General features: G+C 31.9%; 15 protein-coding genes. 6 read left to right on the top strand and 9 right to left on the bottom strand.

Annotated features, from left to right (window positions below):
* Positions 1 to 30: 30 nt before the first annotated feature.
* The 4 genes from H0I32_RS04475 to H0I32_RS04460 all read left to right on the top strand — a co-directional run bounded on the left by H0I32_RS04475 (position 31) and on the right by H0I32_RS04460 (position 4,721).
* The gene (locus H0I32_RS04475) at positions 31 to 2,271 is read left to right on the top strand and encodes a TonB-dependent receptor domain-containing protein (RefSeq protein WP_173587346.1); all 2,241 of its coding nucleotides are present in this window, start codon (positions 31 to 33) and stop codon (positions 2,269 to 2,271) included.
* A 97-nt stretch (positions 2,272 to 2,368) separates the two neighbouring features.
* Positions 2,369 to 2,725: a heavy-metal-associated domain-containing protein gene (locus H0I32_RS04470; protein WP_179312890.1), complete on the top strand. Its 357-nt coding sequence runs from the start codon at positions 2,369 to 2,371 to the stop codon at positions 2,723 to 2,725.
* 117 nt (positions 2,726 to 2,842) lie between these two features.
* Complete coding sequence (locus tag H0I32_RS04465; RefSeq protein WP_179312891.1) at positions 2,843 to 3,727, top strand: LysR family transcriptional regulator; 885 nt, start codon at positions 2,843 to 2,845, stop codon at positions 3,725 to 3,727.
* A gap of 73 nt (positions 3,728 to 3,800) precedes the next feature.
* Positions 3,801 to 4,721, top strand: a complete 921-nt coding sequence (locus H0I32_RS04460; RefSeq protein ID WP_179312892.1) for a YeiH family protein — start codon at positions 3,801 to 3,803, stop codon at positions 4,719 to 4,721.
* Positions 4,722 to 4,766: 45 nt separating this feature from the next.
* On the opposite strand, the gene H0I32_RS04455 is transcribed toward H0I32_RS04460, so the two are convergent.
* The 9 genes from H0I32_RS04455 to miaB form a co-directional block, all read right to left on the bottom strand.
* A complete protein-coding gene (locus H0I32_RS04455; RefSeq protein ID WP_173587350.1) occupies positions 4,767 to 5,618 on the bottom strand; it encodes a phosphatase PAP2 family protein in 852 nt (283 codons plus the stop codon).
* Positions 5,619 to 5,727: 109 nt separating this feature from the next.
* Positions 5,728 to 7,356 carry a chaperonin GroEL gene (groL, locus tag H0I32_RS04450; RefSeq protein WP_173587351.1) on the bottom strand — a complete coding sequence of 543 codons (1,629 nt, stop codon included), beginning with the start codon at positions 7,354 to 7,356 and terminating at the stop codon, positions 5,728 to 5,730.
* Between the two features lie 87 nt (positions 7,357 to 7,443).
* On the bottom strand, positions 7,444 to 7,719 hold the full coding sequence (groES, locus tag H0I32_RS04445; protein ID WP_173587352.1) for a co-chaperone GroES: 276 nt from the start codon (positions 7,717 to 7,719) through the stop codon (positions 7,444 to 7,446).
* Between the two features lie 169 nt (positions 7,720 to 7,888).
* Positions 7,889 to 8,221, bottom strand: coding sequence for a preprotein translocase subunit SecG (gene secG / locus H0I32_RS04440; RefSeq protein WP_173587353.1), 333 nt, complete (start codon positions 8,219 to 8,221; stop codon positions 7,889 to 7,891).
* A 2-nt stretch (positions 8,222 to 8,223) separates the two neighbouring features.
* Positions 8,224 to 9,171: a tetratricopeptide repeat protein gene (locus tag H0I32_RS04435; protein WP_179312893.1), complete on the bottom strand. Its 948-nt coding sequence runs from the start codon at positions 9,169 to 9,171 to the stop codon at positions 8,224 to 8,226.
* A 4-nt stretch (positions 9,172 to 9,175) separates the two neighbouring features.
* The gene (locus H0I32_RS04430) at positions 9,176 to 9,679 is read right to left on the bottom strand and encodes an LptE family protein (protein WP_179312894.1); all 504 of its coding nucleotides are present in this window, start codon (positions 9,677 to 9,679) and stop codon (positions 9,176 to 9,178) included.
* A 117-nt stretch (positions 9,680 to 9,796) separates the two neighbouring features.
* Positions 9,797 to 11,068 (bottom strand): sigma 54-interacting transcriptional regulator, encoded by a 1,272-nt coding sequence (locus H0I32_RS04425; RefSeq protein WP_173587356.1) that lies wholly within the window; start codon positions 11,066 to 11,068, stop codon positions 9,797 to 9,799.
* A gap of 3 nt (positions 11,069 to 11,071) precedes the next feature.
* Positions 11,072 to 12,373, bottom strand: a complete 1,302-nt coding sequence (locus H0I32_RS04420; protein WP_179312895.1) for a hypothetical protein — start codon at positions 12,371 to 12,373, stop codon at positions 11,072 to 11,074.
* Between the two features lie 5 nt (positions 12,374 to 12,378).
* On the bottom strand, positions 12,379 to 13,824 hold the full coding sequence (gene miaB, locus H0I32_RS04415) for a tRNA (N6-isopentenyl adenosine(37)-C2)-methylthiotransferase MiaB (RefSeq protein ID WP_173587358.1): 1,446 nt from the start codon (positions 13,822 to 13,824) through the stop codon (positions 12,379 to 12,381).
* A gap of 187 nt (positions 13,825 to 14,011) precedes the next feature.
* Here miaB and H0I32_RS04410 point away from each other — a divergent pair, with 187 nt between their 5' ends.
* Both H0I32_RS04410 and topA read left to right on the top strand, forming a co-directional pair.
* Positions 14,012 to 14,827, top strand: a complete 816-nt coding sequence (locus tag H0I32_RS04410; RefSeq protein WP_246293565.1) for a hypothetical protein — start codon at positions 14,012 to 14,014, stop codon at positions 14,825 to 14,827.
* A 324-nt stretch (positions 14,828 to 15,151) separates the two neighbouring features.
* Positions 15,152 to 17,695 (top strand): type I DNA topoisomerase, encoded by a 2,544-nt coding sequence (topA, locus tag H0I32_RS04405; RefSeq protein ID WP_173587360.1) that lies wholly within the window; start codon positions 15,152 to 15,154, stop codon positions 17,693 to 17,695.
* Positions 17,696 to 17,697: the final 2 nt, after the last annotated feature.

The following is a 17,697-nucleotide window of genomic DNA, read 5'->3' as shown; positions in this document are numbered from 1 at the left end:
TGCTATTAGTTATACATACATATCAAATAAATGAAAAAAACATATTTTATTATAAGTTTTGTGTTATTGTCTTACGTGGCAATTGCACAAGAACAATTAACAGGTACTATATTAGAAACAAGTAGTACAAAAGAAATGCCGCTACCTGGCGCCAATGTATATTGGTTAGATTCGTCTATTGGAGCTATCACAGCAGAGGACGGAACATTTTCGTTACCCTATAAGTTTTCTTATAACAAATTAGTTATAAGTTATGTTGGTTTTAAAACCGATACGATTACTATAAATGAAAATAAAAACATTAGACACGTACTTCAGGCAAGTGAAGAATTAGATGCTGTAGAAATTTCATCTCGTAAACAAGCTACACGTAAATCTTATTTACAAGCTACAAATACATTTACCGTAACGAGTGACGAATTATTAAAAGCAGCTTGTTGTAATCTTGCAGAGAGTTTTGAAACCAATCCTTCTATTGATGTTAATTTTGCAGATGCCGTTTCTGGGACACGACAAATTAAAATGTTAGGATTAACATCACCTTATATATTAATTGCTACCGAAAACATTCCTGCAATTAGAGGTGCTTCTCAAGCTTATGGGCTAAGTTTTATTCCTGGTACTTGGGTAGAAAGTATTCAAATTACAAAAGGAACAGGAAGTGTGGTTAACGGTTTTGAAAGTATTGCAGGCCAGATTAATGCTGAATTAGTAAAGCCAACTACAGATGATAAATTGTTTGTAAATCTTTATGGAGCATCTAGTGAACGATTAGAATTAAATACACATTTCAATACAAAGGTATCGGATAAGTGGAGTACAGGTTTGTACTTACACGGTAACACACATCAAGAAAAACATGATGTAAATGATGATGGATTTATGGATATGCCCATCTATAATCAGATAAATGTAATGAACCGTTGGCAGTATACTAATCCCGAAAAAGGATTGGTAAGTTTTATTAATTTAAGATACTTAAATGACGAAAAACAAGCCGGACAAGTTGATTTTGATCCTGAAACAGATAAAGGAACGACTAACTTTTGGGGAAGTGAAATAGATACTGAACGTTTTGAGGTTACAACAAAATTAGGGTATGTAAACCCTGAAATTCCTTACCAAAGTATTGGTTTTCAAACCGCTTTTAGTCATCATAAACAAGATTCTTATTTTGGGTTAAACTTATATGATATTCAGCATAATAGCTTTTATTCTAATATAGTTTACAATACCATTATTTCAGATTCGCGCCATAAAGTGAAAACGGGTGTAAGCTTTACATACGATCATTATGATGAATTGGTAAACACAACTGCTTACGAACGAACAGAAAACTCAGTTGGTGGTTTTTTTGAATATGCTTACGATAATTTAGATAAGCTAACCATGACGGCAGGAGTAAGGGTAGATCAGCATAATAAATTAGGCTTTTTTGTAACGCCGCGTTTACATGTTCGTTATACACCTTGGGAAAAATCAGCTTTGAGAGCGTCTATAGGAAGAGGGAAACGAAGTGCTAATATTTTTGCTGAAAACCAAAATATGTTTTCAAGCTCTAGGCAGATTAATATATTAAGCTCTGGTGGTGAAATTTATGGACTAGATCCAGAAATCGCATGGAATTACGGTATAAGTTATTTGCAAGGCTTCAATTTATTTGATAGAAAAGCAGATGTTACTTTCGATTTTTACAGAACAGATTTTCAGAATCAAGTGGTTGTAGATTGGGAAAATCCTTATGAAGTTAATTTCTATAATTTAGATGGAGATAGTTACGCTAATAGCTTTCAATTTGAATTTAATTATAATGTGTTTAAAGGTTTTGACATACGGACCGCATATAAGTTCTATGATATTAAAACAGATTATAACTCAGGTGAATTAGAAAAACCATTAATACCAAAGCATCGTGTGTTTGCTAATGCGTCTTACGAAACAGAGGTTAAAACAAATGGTGCACATTGGAAGTTTGATACGACTTTTAATTGGTTAAGTGCACAGCGTTTTTCTAGTACAGATTTAAGTCCTTCTCAATACCAAGTATCAGATAAAACACCAACAATAGGAACTCTTAATTTGCAAGTTACTAAGGTGTTTTCTCCTCAGTTTGAATTATATTTAGGTGGAGAAAATGTAACAAACGTAAGACAAGATAATCCTGTTATAAGTGCAGATAATCCATTTGGCTCTAATTTTGATAGTAATTTTGTGTATGGTCCAATTTATGGAAGTATGTATTACGCAGGGTTGCGATTTAGAATGAATTAGTATATCTCTGTGATTGCAGAAAAAGTTTATAAATAAAAAATCAATTTAAAAAGAACTAGTTTCCTGTCTTCTCAGGACTAACAAAAAACAAAACAATATGAAAAAAGTAATTTTAATCTTTTCGCTATTATTAACAACAATAGCATTTGCTCAAGATAAAAATGCAAAAGCAAGTATTGAAGTAGATGGTGTTTGCGGGATGTGTAAAGAACGTATCGAAAAAGCAGCGATAAGAACAAAAGGTGTAAAGTCTGCAGTTTGGACTATTAAAACACATGAGTTAAAATTAATTTACGATGCGCGTAAAACAGATTTAGAGACGATTTCCAAGCAAGTTGCTTCAGTTGGTCATGATACCAAAGAAATAAAAGCAACAAAAGAACAATATAACTCTGTTCACCCTTGTTGTCGCTATCGTGATGAAGTGGTAATTGACGACCATAAAGACGAGTAATAGAATAAAATCAATAATTTTAAAAAAGCCTGAATTTTAAATTCGGGCTTTTTTATGCAGTGTTGTTACTAAACAATACCTTTGAAATACTCATTTATTAAAAGTTGAATATCGCTTATGAAAACTAAATTACACATATTCAAAATTGTAGCTAAACATTTGAGTTTTACCCAGGCAGCGGAGCAATTATTTATTTCTCAACCTGCGGTTTCAAAGTCCATAAAGAATTTAGAAGAAGAATATAAAACAACCTTTTTTGTAAGAAAACGCAATTCAATAGAGCTTACAGAAGAAGGAAAGTCGTTTCTGTTATATGTCAATAAAATATTAGCCATCTATTCTGAAATGGAAGAACAATTTCTTCATAAGAAAGAGATATTCCCAGATTTTGTAAGCTTCGGAGTTAGTACAACGCTTTCAAACTATATTATACCAAAAGTGATTGCTAAGTTTAGAGTTCAGTTTCCTCAGACTAAATTTGAGATCATTAGCGACAATTCATCTCATATAGAAGATTTATTATTGAATGAGGATATTGATTTTGGTATTACTGAAGGCCGAACTAACAATTCTAAATTGCATTTTGAAAAATTTATAAAAGATGAAATTGTTTTAGTAACCAATGTGAATAATAATACATTTAAAAAAGGAAGTATTGATATTGAAACATTACAAACAATTCCTTTAATAGAGCGCGAAAAAGGATCGGGTACAAAAGCTGTAATTGAAGAGTTTTTAAAACAAAACGGCATAAAAACGTTGAATACTGTTGTTTCTCTAAGTAGTACAGAAGCTATAAAAAATTATTTATACCACTCAGATCATTACGCATTGCTTTCAGTCAGTGCTATTAATAATGATCTACTGCATAATAAATTAAAAATAATAGACATTACAGATCTAAGTATAGAACGTTGGTTTTACTTTGTGAAGCGAACAGGGTATCAATCGAGTAATATTCTGTTTTTTGAAAATTTCATTAGAAACAACTATAACTTTTAGTTATTTGTGATAACAAATTAATGTCCTTAATAGTTATTTCTTAAAGTTACTTTTGTATCAAATAATAAAAGATATGAAAACTTCTTTTTCAAAAATAATTTACGCCCTATTAATTGTATCTGCCCTTTTAGGATGGTTAAATAGTCCTACGGCATTAGTTTTAGGGTTTGTATTTACCTTGATTTTTAATAATCCATTTCAATCTTTTAGTCACAAAGCGATAAATTATCTGCTGAAAATTTCTGTAGTAGGTTTAGGTTTTGGAATGTTACTTAAAGAAACACTAGAAACAAGTAAAGAAGGTTTAGGGTTAACGGCATTTTCAATCTTCTTAACCGTAGGGTTAGGTTTGTCTCTTACAAGAATATTAAAAGTAGATTTAAAATTGGGTCACCTTATTACTTCAGGAACCGCTATCTGCGGAGGTAGTGCTATAGCTGCAATTTCACCGGTTATTAAGGCGAAAAGTAAAACGATTAGTATTGCTTTAGGAATTGTATTTCTATTAAACTCTATAGCTTTATTTGTTTTTCCTGCGTTGGGACATTTATTAAACTTAACGCAAGAGCAATTTGGGTTATGGTGTGCCGTTGCTATACATGACACCAGTTCTGTAGTAGGCGCTGCAATAGGTTACGGTGATGAAGCTCTAAGAATAGCAACAACAGTAAAGTTATCGCGAACTTTATGGATTATTCCATTATCAATTTTTTCAATGTTCCTTTTTAAAACGAAAGGAGAAAAAATTAAAATCCCTTACTTTATTATTCTGTTTATCGGAGCTATTATAATAAATAGTTATCATATTTTACCTGAACTAGCAACAAGTTTTATTGTTACAATGTCTAAACGTTTATTAATTGCTACGTTGTTTCTTGTAGGGGCTACAATTTCAGTGAAAGATTTAAAATCCTCAGGAGTTAAACCAATTATTTTAGCTTCTTCCTTATGGATTTTTATCTCAATATTTTCATTAATTTATATTCTGAATTAGAAATTATCAATAAAACATTTAGTTTTTTTAATTGAATATATAGATTTAAAAAGTACCAACAACGCCAATAGTACTCATGCCTGCGCTAATACGCCAGCTTACAGTTTTTGGTTTCGAGTCTGAATAAGAATTATTTCCAGTCATGAAATTATCAATACTATCTACAACGATTACACTTATAGCCATACCTAAACCAACATCACTTAACCAATGTGCTTCTTCCCATAATCTTGAAATAGGAGCGATAGAACCAATAGCATAAATACCAGATTTAACCCAAATATTACTAAATTGTTTGGCTATAGAGTGTGCCATGGTAAATGATAAAACACTATGTCCAGATGGAAATGAATGAAAACCAGGTTTGTTACTGAATGGTTCAAACTCATTATAGTCACCACTGTTTGGTCTTGCTCTACCAACAACCGTTTTAGAAATAGATTGAATAATTCCTGTAGTAATTGCAGACGAAAAGATTAATACACCAGTTTTTCTTACTTTTTCATTATCTGTTAATAGACCAAAGCCATAAATACCTGTAGAAACCATAAAGAAGTTTTGTGGACTCCCAAAGTACCAACCAAAGTCTTTTAAGACTTGTGGAGCACCAACGCCTTGTTTATAAAAAATACGATTAGCTTCTTTATCACTTAAATATAATAAACTGGTACCAGCAACCACACCACCTAATGTAGCAAAATCTTTACCTTTCCAGCTTAAAGGTCTCGTAAAAGAATGCCCAATACCTTTGGCTGTTATTTTAGCATCGTACTTTAAATTGTTCCAAGCTTTACCTGTTTTAGAAATTGTTGAGGTAGAATCAGTTTGAGAAAAGAGCGATAAGGATACTAATGAGAATAAACATAAAATTGTGATCTTATTTATTACTTCAGTCATAATATTTATTAGTGTTTAAAAAAGGACAAATATAATAAAGCCTCTGATTTTCATCAAAGGCTTTAAATTATAATTGTCCAAAGTCAATTATTTATAATAAGTGTTAAGTTTACATCATGCCTGGCATTCCGCCTCCGCCCATTGGCATTGCAGGTGCATCTTCTTTAATATCTATTAAAGCACATTCTGTAGTTAAGATCATACCAGCTACTGAAGCTGCATTTTCTAAAGCAATACGAGTTACTTTCTTAGGGTCAATGATACCTGCTTTAAGCATGTCTACGTAAGTTTCAGATTTAGCATCGTATCCAAAATCTTTTTTACCTTCTAATACTTTATTTATAACAACAGAACCTTCACCACCAGCATTTTCTACAATAGTACGTAATGGAGCTTCAATTGCTTTGTTTACGATTTGTACACCTGTAGTTTCGTCTAAGTTTTCAGTTGAAATCTTTTCTAAAACTTGTTTAGCGCGTACTAAAGCAACACCACCACCAGCAACAATACCTTCTTCTACTGCAGCACGAGTAGCATGTAAAGCATCATCAACACGATCTTTCTTTTCTTTCATTTCAACTTCAGATGCAGCACCAACATAAAGTACAGCAACTCCACCAGCTAATTTAGCTAAACGTTCTTGAAGTTTTTCTTTATCGTAATCAGAAGTCGTCGTTTCAATCTGAGCTTTAATCTGGTTCACACGAGCCTTAATATCTTCAGCTTTACCTTCTCCATTAACAATTGTTGTATTGTCTTTGTCGATTGTTACTGTTTCTGCTGTACCTAACATAGAAAGATCTGCATTTTCTAAAGAAAAACCTCTTTCTTCAGAGATAACAACACCACCTGTTAAGATAGCGATATCTTCTAACATTGCTTTACGTCTGTCACCAAAACCAGGAGCTTTAACCGCTGCTATTTTTAATCCACCACGTAATTTGTTTACTACTAAAGTTGCTAAGGCTTGTCCTTCTACATCTTCTGCGATGATTAATAATGGACGACCAGATTGTGCTACAGGTTCTAATATTGGAAGAATTTCTTGTAAGTTAGAAATCTTTTTGTCGAATAATAAAATGTATGGATTTTCTAAATCAGCAATCATTTTATCAGAATCTGTAACGAAGTAAGGAGATAAGTAACCTCTGTCAAACTGCATACCTTCCACAACGTCAACGTAAGTTTCCATTCCTTTAGCTTCTTCAACAGTGATAACACCTTCTTTACCAACTTTACCAAAAGCCTTAGCGATTAAATCACCGATAGTATCATCGTTGTTTGCAGAAATTGCAGCAACTTGTTTAATTTTATCAGAATCACTACCAACTTTTACAGCTTGTTTTTCTAAATCTTTAATGATAGCCTCAACAGCTTTGTCAATACCACGTTTTAAATCCATTGGATTTGCACCAGCAGCAACATTTTTAAGTCCTTCCTTAACAATAGCTTGTGCTAAAACGGTAGCAGTAGTTGTACCATCACCAGCTAAATCATTAGTTTTAGAAGCAACTTCTTTTACCATTTGCGCTCCCATGTTTTCAAGCTCGTTTTCAAGCTCAATTTCTTTCGCTACAGAAACACCATCTTTAGTGACTTGTGGTGCACCAAATGATTTTCCGATAATTACATTACGACCTTTTGGGCCTAAAGTTACTTTTACTGCATTTGCTAAAGCATCAACACCACGTTTTAAACCGTCGCGTGCTTCAATATCAAATTTTATATCTTTTGCCATAATTTATTTTATTTGTAATTTCTACTATTGCAGAAATCAATTTATTTTTAATTAGAGAATTTAATTATGCTTTTTGAGATTCTGCAATTAAATAATTGCTAAAATATCGCTCTCACGCATCATTAAATAGTCTGTTCCTTCTAATTTAAGGTCAGTTCCTCCATATTTTCCGTAAAGTACAGTATCTCCAACTTTTACCGTTAAAGGTTCGTCTTTTTTACCATTTCCAACAGCAACAACAGTCCCTTTTTGTGGTTTTTCTTTTGCATTATCTGGAATAATGATACCTGAAGCTGTTTTTGTTTCAGCTTGCATAGGTTCTACAAGAACGCGATCTGCTAAAGGTTTAATGTTTAAACTCATTACTATATGTTTTTTAGTTAATTATTTTATTTGTAATTAATAATATTCGAAAATTATGCCAATAGAGAATATCTGACAAAGTTTCAGATACGTCTGCCGAAATTTGTGGGCATAAAAAAAGCCAACTTAAATAAGTTGGCTAAATATTTTTTGAAGAGTAACGTTTTAGTTATTCTGCAGTAGTATCGTTTGTTACTGGTGCAGTTGGTGTTACAGGCATTTCTGTAGCTTCATCTGCATCGTATGCTTTAGATTCAGTTCCACCACCAGATCCGATAGTTAAATTAGATGTTAAGATTAAAACAATTAATGCTGTAGCTAAAAACCATGTACTTTTATCTAAAAAGTCACCTGTTTTCTTTACACCACCTAATTGTTGAGTTCCACCACCACCAAATGATGATGATAATCCTCCACCTTTAGGGTTTTGTACCATAATTACTACGATAAGTAAAAAGGCAACGATTACGATTAGGACTAGGAATATTGTAAATGCACTCATCTTTATATTGTATTATTATCTTTTAATTCTTTTACCAATTTTATTTGGTGTGCAAAGAAACTACTTTTTTCTGGATATTTCAAACTTAAAATTTTGTAAGATTGAATTGCCTTATCATAGTTCTTTTGTTCTAAATAAATCCGAGCTAAAGTTTCAGTCATTAAACTGTCTGAAATGTCGCTGTCATTGTTAACTAGTTTGGGTTTTGGAGCATTTTTAGACACTGGTTTAATCTTAGGATTATCACTTATAAATTTGTCTATAATGGCTAATTTATTTTGTAGAGGAGTCTGTGTTTTTTGTTTTAACTCTTCATTTTTAGGTTCATTCTCTACTTTTGTTTCTGCTTCTTCACGTACAATGGGTTTAAAACTTGTAATTTTTAACCATTGAGAAAAAGAATGATTTTCAGATTTATCAAACTCTAAGGGCTTACCAATGTTGAGTTCTTTTTCTAGAGTGTTATTTTTAACATTCTTAGTGATGATTGAATCTTCAATACTTCCTGTTTTAACTTCTAATTTTATTGGAGGCATTGGTTTTACTTCAAATAAATTAGGGTCTAAAACACCTTCGGTTGCTTTAATTTGTTCTTTTAAAACATCATCTATAGTTACACTTTTATGAACCGAAATATCTTCAATAGTGTTGACTTCAACCGACTTAATGTCTTCAATATTTTTCTTAATCTGTTCTGATATTGCATTCTGATTAAAAACTTCAGATGTAATATAATCAAATAAAATGCTACGATCTGTGGTGTGTGCAGCTGTTGTTTTTAAAGTGTTATTGTACTTATAACTTTCTTTTTGCTTTAAACCTTTGAGATATAATGCTCTTAAAGGTTGAAAATAAGGGTGTTCTTTAATTGCCGAAGCAAGTACCTCGGTTTGAGATGCTGTAACGGCTTCTGGGTGCTGTAATAGATATGTAAGTTCTTGAAGCTGCATAATATTACCAATCTGCTAAAGAAGCATTAAGAATATCTTGAGTTAATCGTTCTAATATTTCATCAAAAGCTGTAGCTTTTATGCTACCTGAAAGTTGGTCTGCTGCAGGATAATCATAATAGAATGAAAATCTGCGTTCAAAATCTTTCTCTTCATCTTTAGTGTTTATATAACGTACATTAACGCTGATAGTAAGTCTGTTTTGGGCAGCTGTGTTATCTGCTGTAGCTGTCATTGGAGAAATACGATATTCTACAATTTCACCTTCATATATAACCTCGCCACCTGATGATACCAAACCTGCACTTGTTTGATTTAATATATACTCTTGAAGTGAATTAGTGAATAATTGGTCTAAACCAGGCTCTATAATATCTGCGGTATTCTGAAAGAAATTGACTTGAAATGATTCTGGTGTGTCTGTTATTCCTGTAAATGAATAGTTGACTTTACAGCTAATGCATGCAAGGCAAATGGCAGTTATTATAATGTATTTGAAAGTATTCATGCTTTATGTATTTAATCTTTTAGAGATATATGCTTAAGAATTTTATTGTTTCTTAAATCAACTTTATATTAAACTGAATTAAGATTTTTTTAGTGTTATTAAGATTGTAAACTTATCTTAAAGATCAAATTGTTTAATTTTTCTATAAAGAGTTCGTTCACTTATGCCTAACTCAGCAGCTGCTAATTTACGTTTTCCGCTGTGGCGTTCTAAAGATTTTTTAATTAACTCTAGCTCTTTATCGTGCAAGGATAATGTTTCCTCTTCTTCAATTTCTTCAGCAAAATCGTATTTGTCCTCAAAACTTGAAATAGTTTCTTCAGATCTGTCTGTATGTGTATGTTCTGGTATTGATAAAACTTCTAAATCTTCAACAGCTGCTTCAAATTCTTCATCTTTTTCCTCACCGTAAATTTTCTGAATTAAATGCTCGTTTTCTTTTTGGACATCAGTATCACTTCCTTTTTTCATGAGTTCCATGGTGAGTTTTTTTAGATCATTAAGATCACTCTTCATGTCAAATAAAACTTTATACAAAATTTCTCGCTCACTACTAAAGTCGCTTTCAGATTTTGAGTTATTAACTACAGCGGGTAGGTTATTGTTGTTATTTGGTAAATAATTTTGAAGTGTAACACCATTAATGGTCCGGTTTTGTTCTAAAACAGAAACTTGCTCGGCTACATTTCGTAATTGACGAATATTACCATTCCAGCGATATTTTAAAAGTGAAACAACTGCTTCGTCTGTTAACTTTACAGTTGGCATTTTATATTTAAGAGCAAAGTCGCTAGCAAATTTTCTAAACAATAAATGAATATCTTCTTTACGATCCCTTAGTGGTGGTAAATTGATTTCAACAGTACTTAGTCTATAATATAGATCTTCTCTAAATTTTTCTTTTTTTATGGCTTCAAACATATTAACGTTTGTAGCTGCTACAATTCTAACATTTGTTTTTTGAACCTTACTAGAACCTACTTTTATAAATTCGCCATTTTCTAAAACACGTAGTAAACGCACTTGTGTTGTTAATGGAAGTTCTCCAACTTCATCTAAAAAAATAGTTCCTTCATCGGCAACTTCAAAATAACCAGATCGGGTAGATGTGGCACCTGTAAAAGCTCCTTTTTCATGCCCAAATAATTCACTATCAATTGTACCTTCTGGTATAGCACCACAGTTAACAGCAATATATTTACCGTGTTTTCTATGTGATAATTGATGAATTATTTTAGGAATACTTTCCTTACCCACACCACTTTCTCCAGTAACAAGTACGGAAATGTCAGTAGGAGATACTTGTATCGCTTTTTCTATTGCGCGATTAAGTTTTTGGTCGTTTCCTATAATGCCGAAACGTTGTTTTATGGCTTGTATGTTTTCCATATGCTATTCATAATATAAATCCATTGACGTAATGCCAGGGTTATATGGGTTTTCGTTCGTTATTCTTGTTGGTAGACCATTTTCTTGTATATAAGTAGCTTCATAATTTCTAGCACTAGATTCGGTAATCGAACCAAATTCAGAGGTAGTGCTAAAAGAAGTCCTTAATTTTTTTCCAAAAAAGAAAAAATTACTTAAGTCAGTATATATTGAATCTCCATAATCTAAAATCATATTTGTATAAATATTTTGATATGAGTCATCAAATGGGTTTAAAACACCTTCTTGATTGTAAGTAAATGTTGTTTCAGAAATGATATAATTATTTGGATCTAAAGAATAAGTTTGTTCTGTGTCAATATTATAACCTAAAATTCTTTCTGAACTAGTGGATAATAAGTTTTCAAAATTAGAATCATACTCAAAAACTTGTAAGGTATAATGTGCAGTATTGTCATTTACTCTTGTATACCGTTCCATTGAAACTAGGACACCTTCGTTATTTAAAATAAGTTTTTTAGTAAAAAGACCTGGTGGTTGTGTACCATCATATGTGTAAATTATATTTTCTTCGTAAACAACACTATAGCTGTAGTCATCTTGATATGTTTGGGTTTTTAAAACATTAGAAATTTTATTATTCGTATAGGTGTAATATATATTTATATCTTGATCGTCTGCAATAAATATTTGTGTTAGATATCCTTCATTATCGTAATAATGCTTGTGATATACTAAACCATTAGAAGGGAATGTAGTTTCATTAAATCGTTCTCCTTCATTGGTGAAAGAAAATTTTCTATGATAAGTACCATAAGTTCCTGTGAATACTTCTTTTAATTTAGTCCCTGCACCATTAAAATCAGTCGGGTCTAATAGATCTGTATTATCTTCAATCTCTCTACCATTGTTTATGCCGTCATTGTCACAATCTACATATAGTAACCATGATAATGCAGGCTCTGAATCTTGATTAGCGTAAACGAAATCACATTGATTAAGTAGATCAGTGCCATCAATAATTTCTTGGGCATTAGTTACTCCATCAAAGTCACAATCGCTATTTAGCCAATTAGAAGAAGGTTCTAAGGTTTGATCTTCAAAAATAAATGAGCAATCTTGAAGAGGACTTGTACCATTATCTTCAACAGTATCATTTCCATCTGGGTCTAATTCTTTCCAGTTGCTTACACCATCTCCATCTAGATCATCTGGGTTTATTTGCTCTACACCTTCATTAGAATCATCAGTTTGACAAGCTGTGACTAGCATCAGTAGGCAAAAAAATAAAACTATTTTTTTCATGTCTTTTAATTATGCTTTGAATAATCAATAGCTTTTCCGATAAGCGTAGCACTTGTACAATCTGTAATAAGTACGTTAACTAAATCTCCAATTTTATAATGTTCCTTTGGGAAGACAGCAACCGTATTATCAGAGGTTCTTCCAGACCATTGTAAATCGGATTTTTTAGATGCTTTTTCAATTAAAATTTCTACGGTTTTATTAACGTGTGCTCGCGTATTCATTTCACTATACTTTCGTTCTAATAGGATAATTTCCTTAAGACGACGTTTCTTAATGTTTTCTGGTACATCATCTTCCATTTTACGACCAGCTAAAGTTCCAGGACGTTCAGAATAGGTAAACATGTAACCAAAATTATATTTTACGTAATCCATTAAAGATAGCGTATCTTGGTGATCTTCTTCAGTTTCAGTTGGGAAACCAGCGATTAAATCGACACTAATTGAACATTCAGGAATTATACGTTTAATATTATCTATAAGTTCAAAGTATTCTTCTCGTGTATGTAAACGATTCATTTCTTTTAGAATACGATCGCTACCACTTTGTACAGGTAGGTGAATGTGTTTACAAATATTATCATATTTCGCCATGGTTTCAATAACGTCCAGAGTGAAATCTTGAGGATTAGAGGTTGAAAATCTAATACGCATTTTTGGTTGTGCTTTAGCACATAATTCTAAAAGATTAGCAAAGCTAACAGCTGTTGCTTTTTGGAAATCAGAAGCGTTATCAAAATCTTTTTTTAAACCACCTCCGTACCATAGGTAACTATCAACGTTTTGTCCTAAAAGTGTAATTTCTTTAAATCCTTTAGACCATAAATCGTTTACTTCTTCAATAATACTTTGTGGATCTCTACTGCGTTCTCTTCCTCTTGTAAAAGGAACAACACAGAATGTACACATATTATCACAACCCCGTGTAATAGAAACAAAAGCTGTAATTCCGTTACTGTTTAATCTTACAGGCGAAACATCTCCGTAAGTTTCTTCTTTAGAAAGTATAACGTTTATAGCGTCTCTACCTTCATCTACTTCAGCTAATAAATTAGGTAAATCTTTATAGGCATCAGGGCCAACAACTAAATCTACAATCTTTTCTTCGTCTAAGAATTTAGTTTTTAGACGTTCTGCCATACAGCCTAAAACACCAACTTTCATTTTGGGGTTAATACGTTTTATAGCATTGTATTCTTGTAATCTTTTTCTAACAGTTTGTTCGGCTTTATCTCTAATAGAGCAAGTATTTACTAATACAAGATCGGCTTCTTCAAGTGTTTGTGTGGTGTTAAATCCTTGTTCTGATAGAATAGAAGCAACAATTTCACTATCGCTAAAATTCATGGCGCAACCATAACTTTCAATAAAAAGTTTACGCTTATTACCTTCTTTATTATCTAAAATTAAGGATTCACCTTGTTTATTTTCGTCTATAATTTTCTCCATCTTTAGTGTTCTGTGAAAACAGAATAGCTTCTTTTTGTAATTCTAATTTAAGATTGCAAAGATAGTACTATTTTGTGAATTATGACAAAGTGGCAGTTGTAATTTAATTAAGATTTTTTAATCCCCTTGAGTTTATTATAGATGTGCAAATTCTTTTTCTTGAATATCTGTAAAAAATAGAGTTCTTTTGGCATCTCAATTACAAATCATAAAAATGAACGCTACAGAAATAAAAAACAGAATTGATAAAGCAAATGGATTAGATTTTGGGACTCTGTTTAATCAATCCATTGAATTATTTAAAAAGGTTTGGGTGCAAGGATTGGTTACTCTTTTACTTAATGTTGTTTTAGCTATTCCTGTTATAATGGTTATTTATATACCTATGATATTTCTAGGTTTTGCGGGTGCTTTTACTGCTGCAAATAATAATGATTTAATAAATGAGACTGGGTTTAGTGTATTAATGATGCTTCTAATGTTTGTTTTCTATATTTTTATAATTGTAGCAATGAGTACTATTGCGCTTGCTTTAAAAGCGGCATTTTATAGGATTTGTAAACTTAGAGATTTTGAGGAATTAGGAAAAGACGATTATTTCTATTTTCTGAAAAAAGCATATTTAGGAAAAACCATTAAATTAAGTTTAGCATTTTCAGGCATAGCAATACTATCTGCTATGATGTGTTTTATTCCTTTAATATATGCTTTAGTTCCTTTGTCATTTATTGTTGTTATCTATGCGTTTAATCCAGATTTACCAATTAAAGATATTATAAAATTAGCTTTCGATCTTGGGAATAAAAAATGGCTGTTATCATTTGGGCTTATGTTTATATCTGGGTTTTTAGCTATGGTTATAGGATTCTTAATGTGTGGTTTTGGAGTTTATATAACGTCTTCTTTCGGTCAGCTACCATCTTATTTTATATATAAAGGAGTCGTTGGTTTCGATGATGAAGATGAGCAGCTAAGACGTATTAATGAATTGTCTATTTTATAACCTATATTTTTATAAGGGTTAGTCTATTGTTGTGCTGTTAAAATTGAAAATTAATAGATTGATGCAGTTCTATGTTTATTTTATTAGGCTGAATAAATTTAATCTATGGGTATAATATTTAATTGTGTTTTTGCTGTTTCGGGTTGATTACGTATACTTCAATTAATGAATTATATATTGAGAAGCAATATTTTGAAGTTTTCTAATTTGAAAGACTTTTTTATTTTGAAACAAAAAAAATTACGATAAAATGTATGGTATTTAAGACCAAATTAGGATTGTATCTTAAATTTCATATACATTTGTAAACGTAAAATTTTAAGAATGTCAAAAAATCTTGTTATTGTTGAGTCACCTGCAAAGGCTAAAACTATTGAAAAATTTTTAGGAAAAGACTATAAAGTAGAGTCCAGTTTTGGACATATTTCAGATCTTCCTTCTAAAGAATTAGGAGTTGATGTAGAAGGTGATTTTATGCCCAAGTATCAAGTGTCCAAGGATAAAAAGGATGTTGTTAAAAAACTAAAAGATTTAGCGAAGAAAGCAGACATTGTATGGCTAGCGAGTGATGAGGATCGCGAGGGAGAAGCTATTGCATGGCATTTAGCAGAGACGTTAAAATTAGATAAAGAAAAAACAAAACGTATTGTATTTCATGAGATTACCAAAACGGCGATTAATAAAGCTATTGAGAATCCTAGAAGTATCGATTATAATTTAGTAGATGCACAACAGGCAAGACGTGTTTTAGATCGTATTGTAGGTTATGAGTTGTCTCCTGTATTATGGAGAAAAGTAAAAGGCGGTTTATCGGCTGGTAGAGTTCAATCTGTATCTGTACGTTTAATTGTAGAGCGCGAGAGTGATATACAAGCTTTTAAAGCAACAGCTACTTATAGAGTTGATGCAGAATTTACAAATGAAAAAGGAAATTCATTTAAAGCAAAACTGCCTAAGAATTTTAATTCAGAAGAAGAAGCTTTACAGTTTCTAAAGAATAATGTAGATGCTTCATATCAGGTTGCAGATTTGCAAAAAAAACCTGCTAAAAAATCACCTGCAGCACCATTTACGACGTCGACCTTACAACAGGAAGCTTCACGTAAATTAGGTTATTCGGTGAGTAGAACGATGACTAATGCGCAGCGTTTGTATGAAGCTGGTCTCATTACTTACATGAGAACAGATAGTGTTAACTTATCTGATGAAGCTAAAAAAGGAGCTGAGAATGAAATTGTTTCAGCTTACGGATCAGAATTTAGTAATCCAAAAAATTATAAAGGAAAAACAAAAGGGGCTCAAGAAGCTCACGAAGCGATTAGACCTACTGATTTTTCAAACCATACCGTTAAAGCAGAGCGTGATCAAGCAAGATTATACGATTTAATATGGAAACGTGCTATTGCTTCACAAATGAGTGATGCAAAATTAGAGCGTACCAATCTTAAGGTTCAAATTAATGCTAAAAAGAAAGTTAGCGAACAGTTTACTGCAAATGGTGAAATCATAACTTTTGAAGGCTTTCTTAAAGTTTATTTAGAAGGAACAGATGATGAAGATGCAGAACAAGAAGGTATTTTACCAGATTTAAAAGTTGGTGAAGCACTTCAGAATAAATATATCACAGCAACGGAGCGTTTTACACGTCCACCAGCAAGATTTACAGAAGCATCGTTAGTTAAGCAATTAGAAGAACTAGGTATTGGACGTCCGTCTACTTATGCACCAACAATTTCTACCATTCAAAATAGAAATTATGTTGAAAAAGGAACGCATGAGGGTGATGAAAGAAAATATAAGCAACTTGTTTTTGAAAATCAAAAGATAAAAGACAATACATTATCAGAGCAAACAGGTTCTAATAAAGGAAAATTAGTACCAACCGATATTGGAATTATTGTAACAAATTTCTTAGTCAATCATTTTGAAAGTATCTTAGATTATAACTTTACAGCTAAAGTTGAAGATCGTTTTGATGATATCGCAGACGGTAAGCAGGACTGGCGAGAAATGATGAAAGAGTTCTATAAGGATTTTCATCCACATGTTAAAGATGTTCAAGAAAATGCAGATCGAGAATCAGGAGAACGTATTTTAGGTACTGATCCCGTTTCAGGGCGTCAAGTAAGTGTTCGTTTAGGTAAATTTGGTGCTATGGTGCAAGTTGGTACTATGGACGATGAAGACAAGCCTAAGTTTGCTAGTTTGTCACCAGACCAACAATTGAATTCTATTACTTACGAAGAAGCAATGGATTTATTCAAACTTCCAAAAGCTTTAGGAACATATAAAGATGAAGATGTTGAAGTTAATAATGGCCGTTTTGGACCTTATGTAAGATTTGGTGAGAAATTTGTTTCATTACCAAAAGGCGTTGATCCTTTAAGTGTAGAAATGGATGAAGCATTAATCTATATTAAAGAAAAAGAGTTAGCCGATGCTCCAATTTATATCTATAAAGATTTAGAAGTTATTAAAGGTAAAGGACGTTTTGGACCATTTATAAAATGGAACAATATGTTTATCAATGTGAATAAAAAATATGATTGGGATAATTTATCTGATGAAGACATTGTAACTTTAATTGAAGACAAAATTCAAAAAGAAATTGATAAGGTTATCCATAATTGGGAAGATGAAGGTGTTAGAGTTGAGAAAGCAAGATGGGGAAGACACAATATCATAAAAGGGAAGCAAAAATTAGAGTTAGCTAAAACGGTAGATGTTACTAAAATGACATTAGATAAAGCGCTTGCTTTACTCGAAAAAAATGCACCTAAAAAGAAGGTTGCTAAAAAGAAAGCAACCAAGAAGAAAGTGGTGAAAAAGACTGCAGCAAAGAAAAAAACAACTGTAAAAAAGAAATAATT

The sequence above is a fragment of the Winogradskyella sp. HaHa_3_26 genome (assembly GCF_019278425.1).
GTDB lineage: Bacteria > Bacteroidota > Bacteroidia > Flavobacteriales > Flavobacteriaceae > Winogradskyella > Winogradskyella undariae.
This window is presented reverse-complemented; position numbering and strand designations above follow the sequence as displayed.

Coding starts and splice junctions, on each gene's coding strand:
- H0I32_RS04460 (WP_179312892.1), top strand. CDS start 3,801: ATGAAAACTTCTTTTTCAAAAATAATTTACGCCCTATTAATTGTATCT.
- H0I32_RS04455 (WP_173587350.1), bottom strand. CDS start 5,618: ATGACTGAAGTAATAAATAAGATCACAATTTTATGTTTATTCTCATTA.
- miaB (WP_173587358.1), bottom strand. CDS start 13,824: ATGGAGAAAATTATAGACGAAAATAAACAAGGTGAATCCTTAATTTTA.
- H0I32_RS04465 (WP_179312891.1), top strand. CDS start 2,843: ATGAAAACTAAATTACACATATTCAAAATTGTAGCTAAACATTTGAGT.
- H0I32_RS04430 (WP_179312894.1), bottom strand. CDS start 9,679: ATGAATACTTTCAAATACATTATAATAACTGCCATTTGCCTTGCATGC.
- groES (WP_173587352.1), bottom strand. CDS start 7,719: ATGAGTTTAAACATTAAACCTTTAGCAGATCGCGTTCTTGTAGAACCT.
- secG (WP_173587353.1), bottom strand. CDS start 8,221: ATGAGTGCATTTACAATATTCCTAGTCCTAATCGTAATCGTTGCCTTT.
- H0I32_RS04475 (WP_173587346.1), top strand. CDS start 31: ATGAAAAAAACATATTTTATTATAAGTTTTGTGTTATTGTCTTACGTG.
- H0I32_RS04470 (WP_179312890.1), top strand. CDS start 2,369: ATGAAAAAAGTAATTTTAATCTTTTCGCTATTATTAACAACAATAGCA.
- H0I32_RS04435 (WP_179312893.1), bottom strand. CDS start 9,171: ATGCAGCTTCAAGAACTTACATATCTATTACAGCACCCAGAAGCCGTT.
- H0I32_RS04425 (WP_173587356.1), bottom strand. CDS start 11,068: ATGGAAAACATACAAGCCATAAAACAACGTTTCGGCATTATAGGAAAC.
- H0I32_RS04420 (WP_179312895.1), bottom strand. CDS start 12,373: ATGAAAAAAATAGTTTTATTTTTTTGCCTACTGATGCTAGTCACAGCT.
- topA (WP_173587360.1), top strand. CDS start 15,152: ATGTCAAAAAATCTTGTTATTGTTGAGTCACCTGCAAAGGCTAAAACT.
- groL (WP_173587351.1), bottom strand. CDS start 7,356: ATGGCAAAAGATATAAAATTTGATATTGAAGCACGCGACGGTTTAAAA.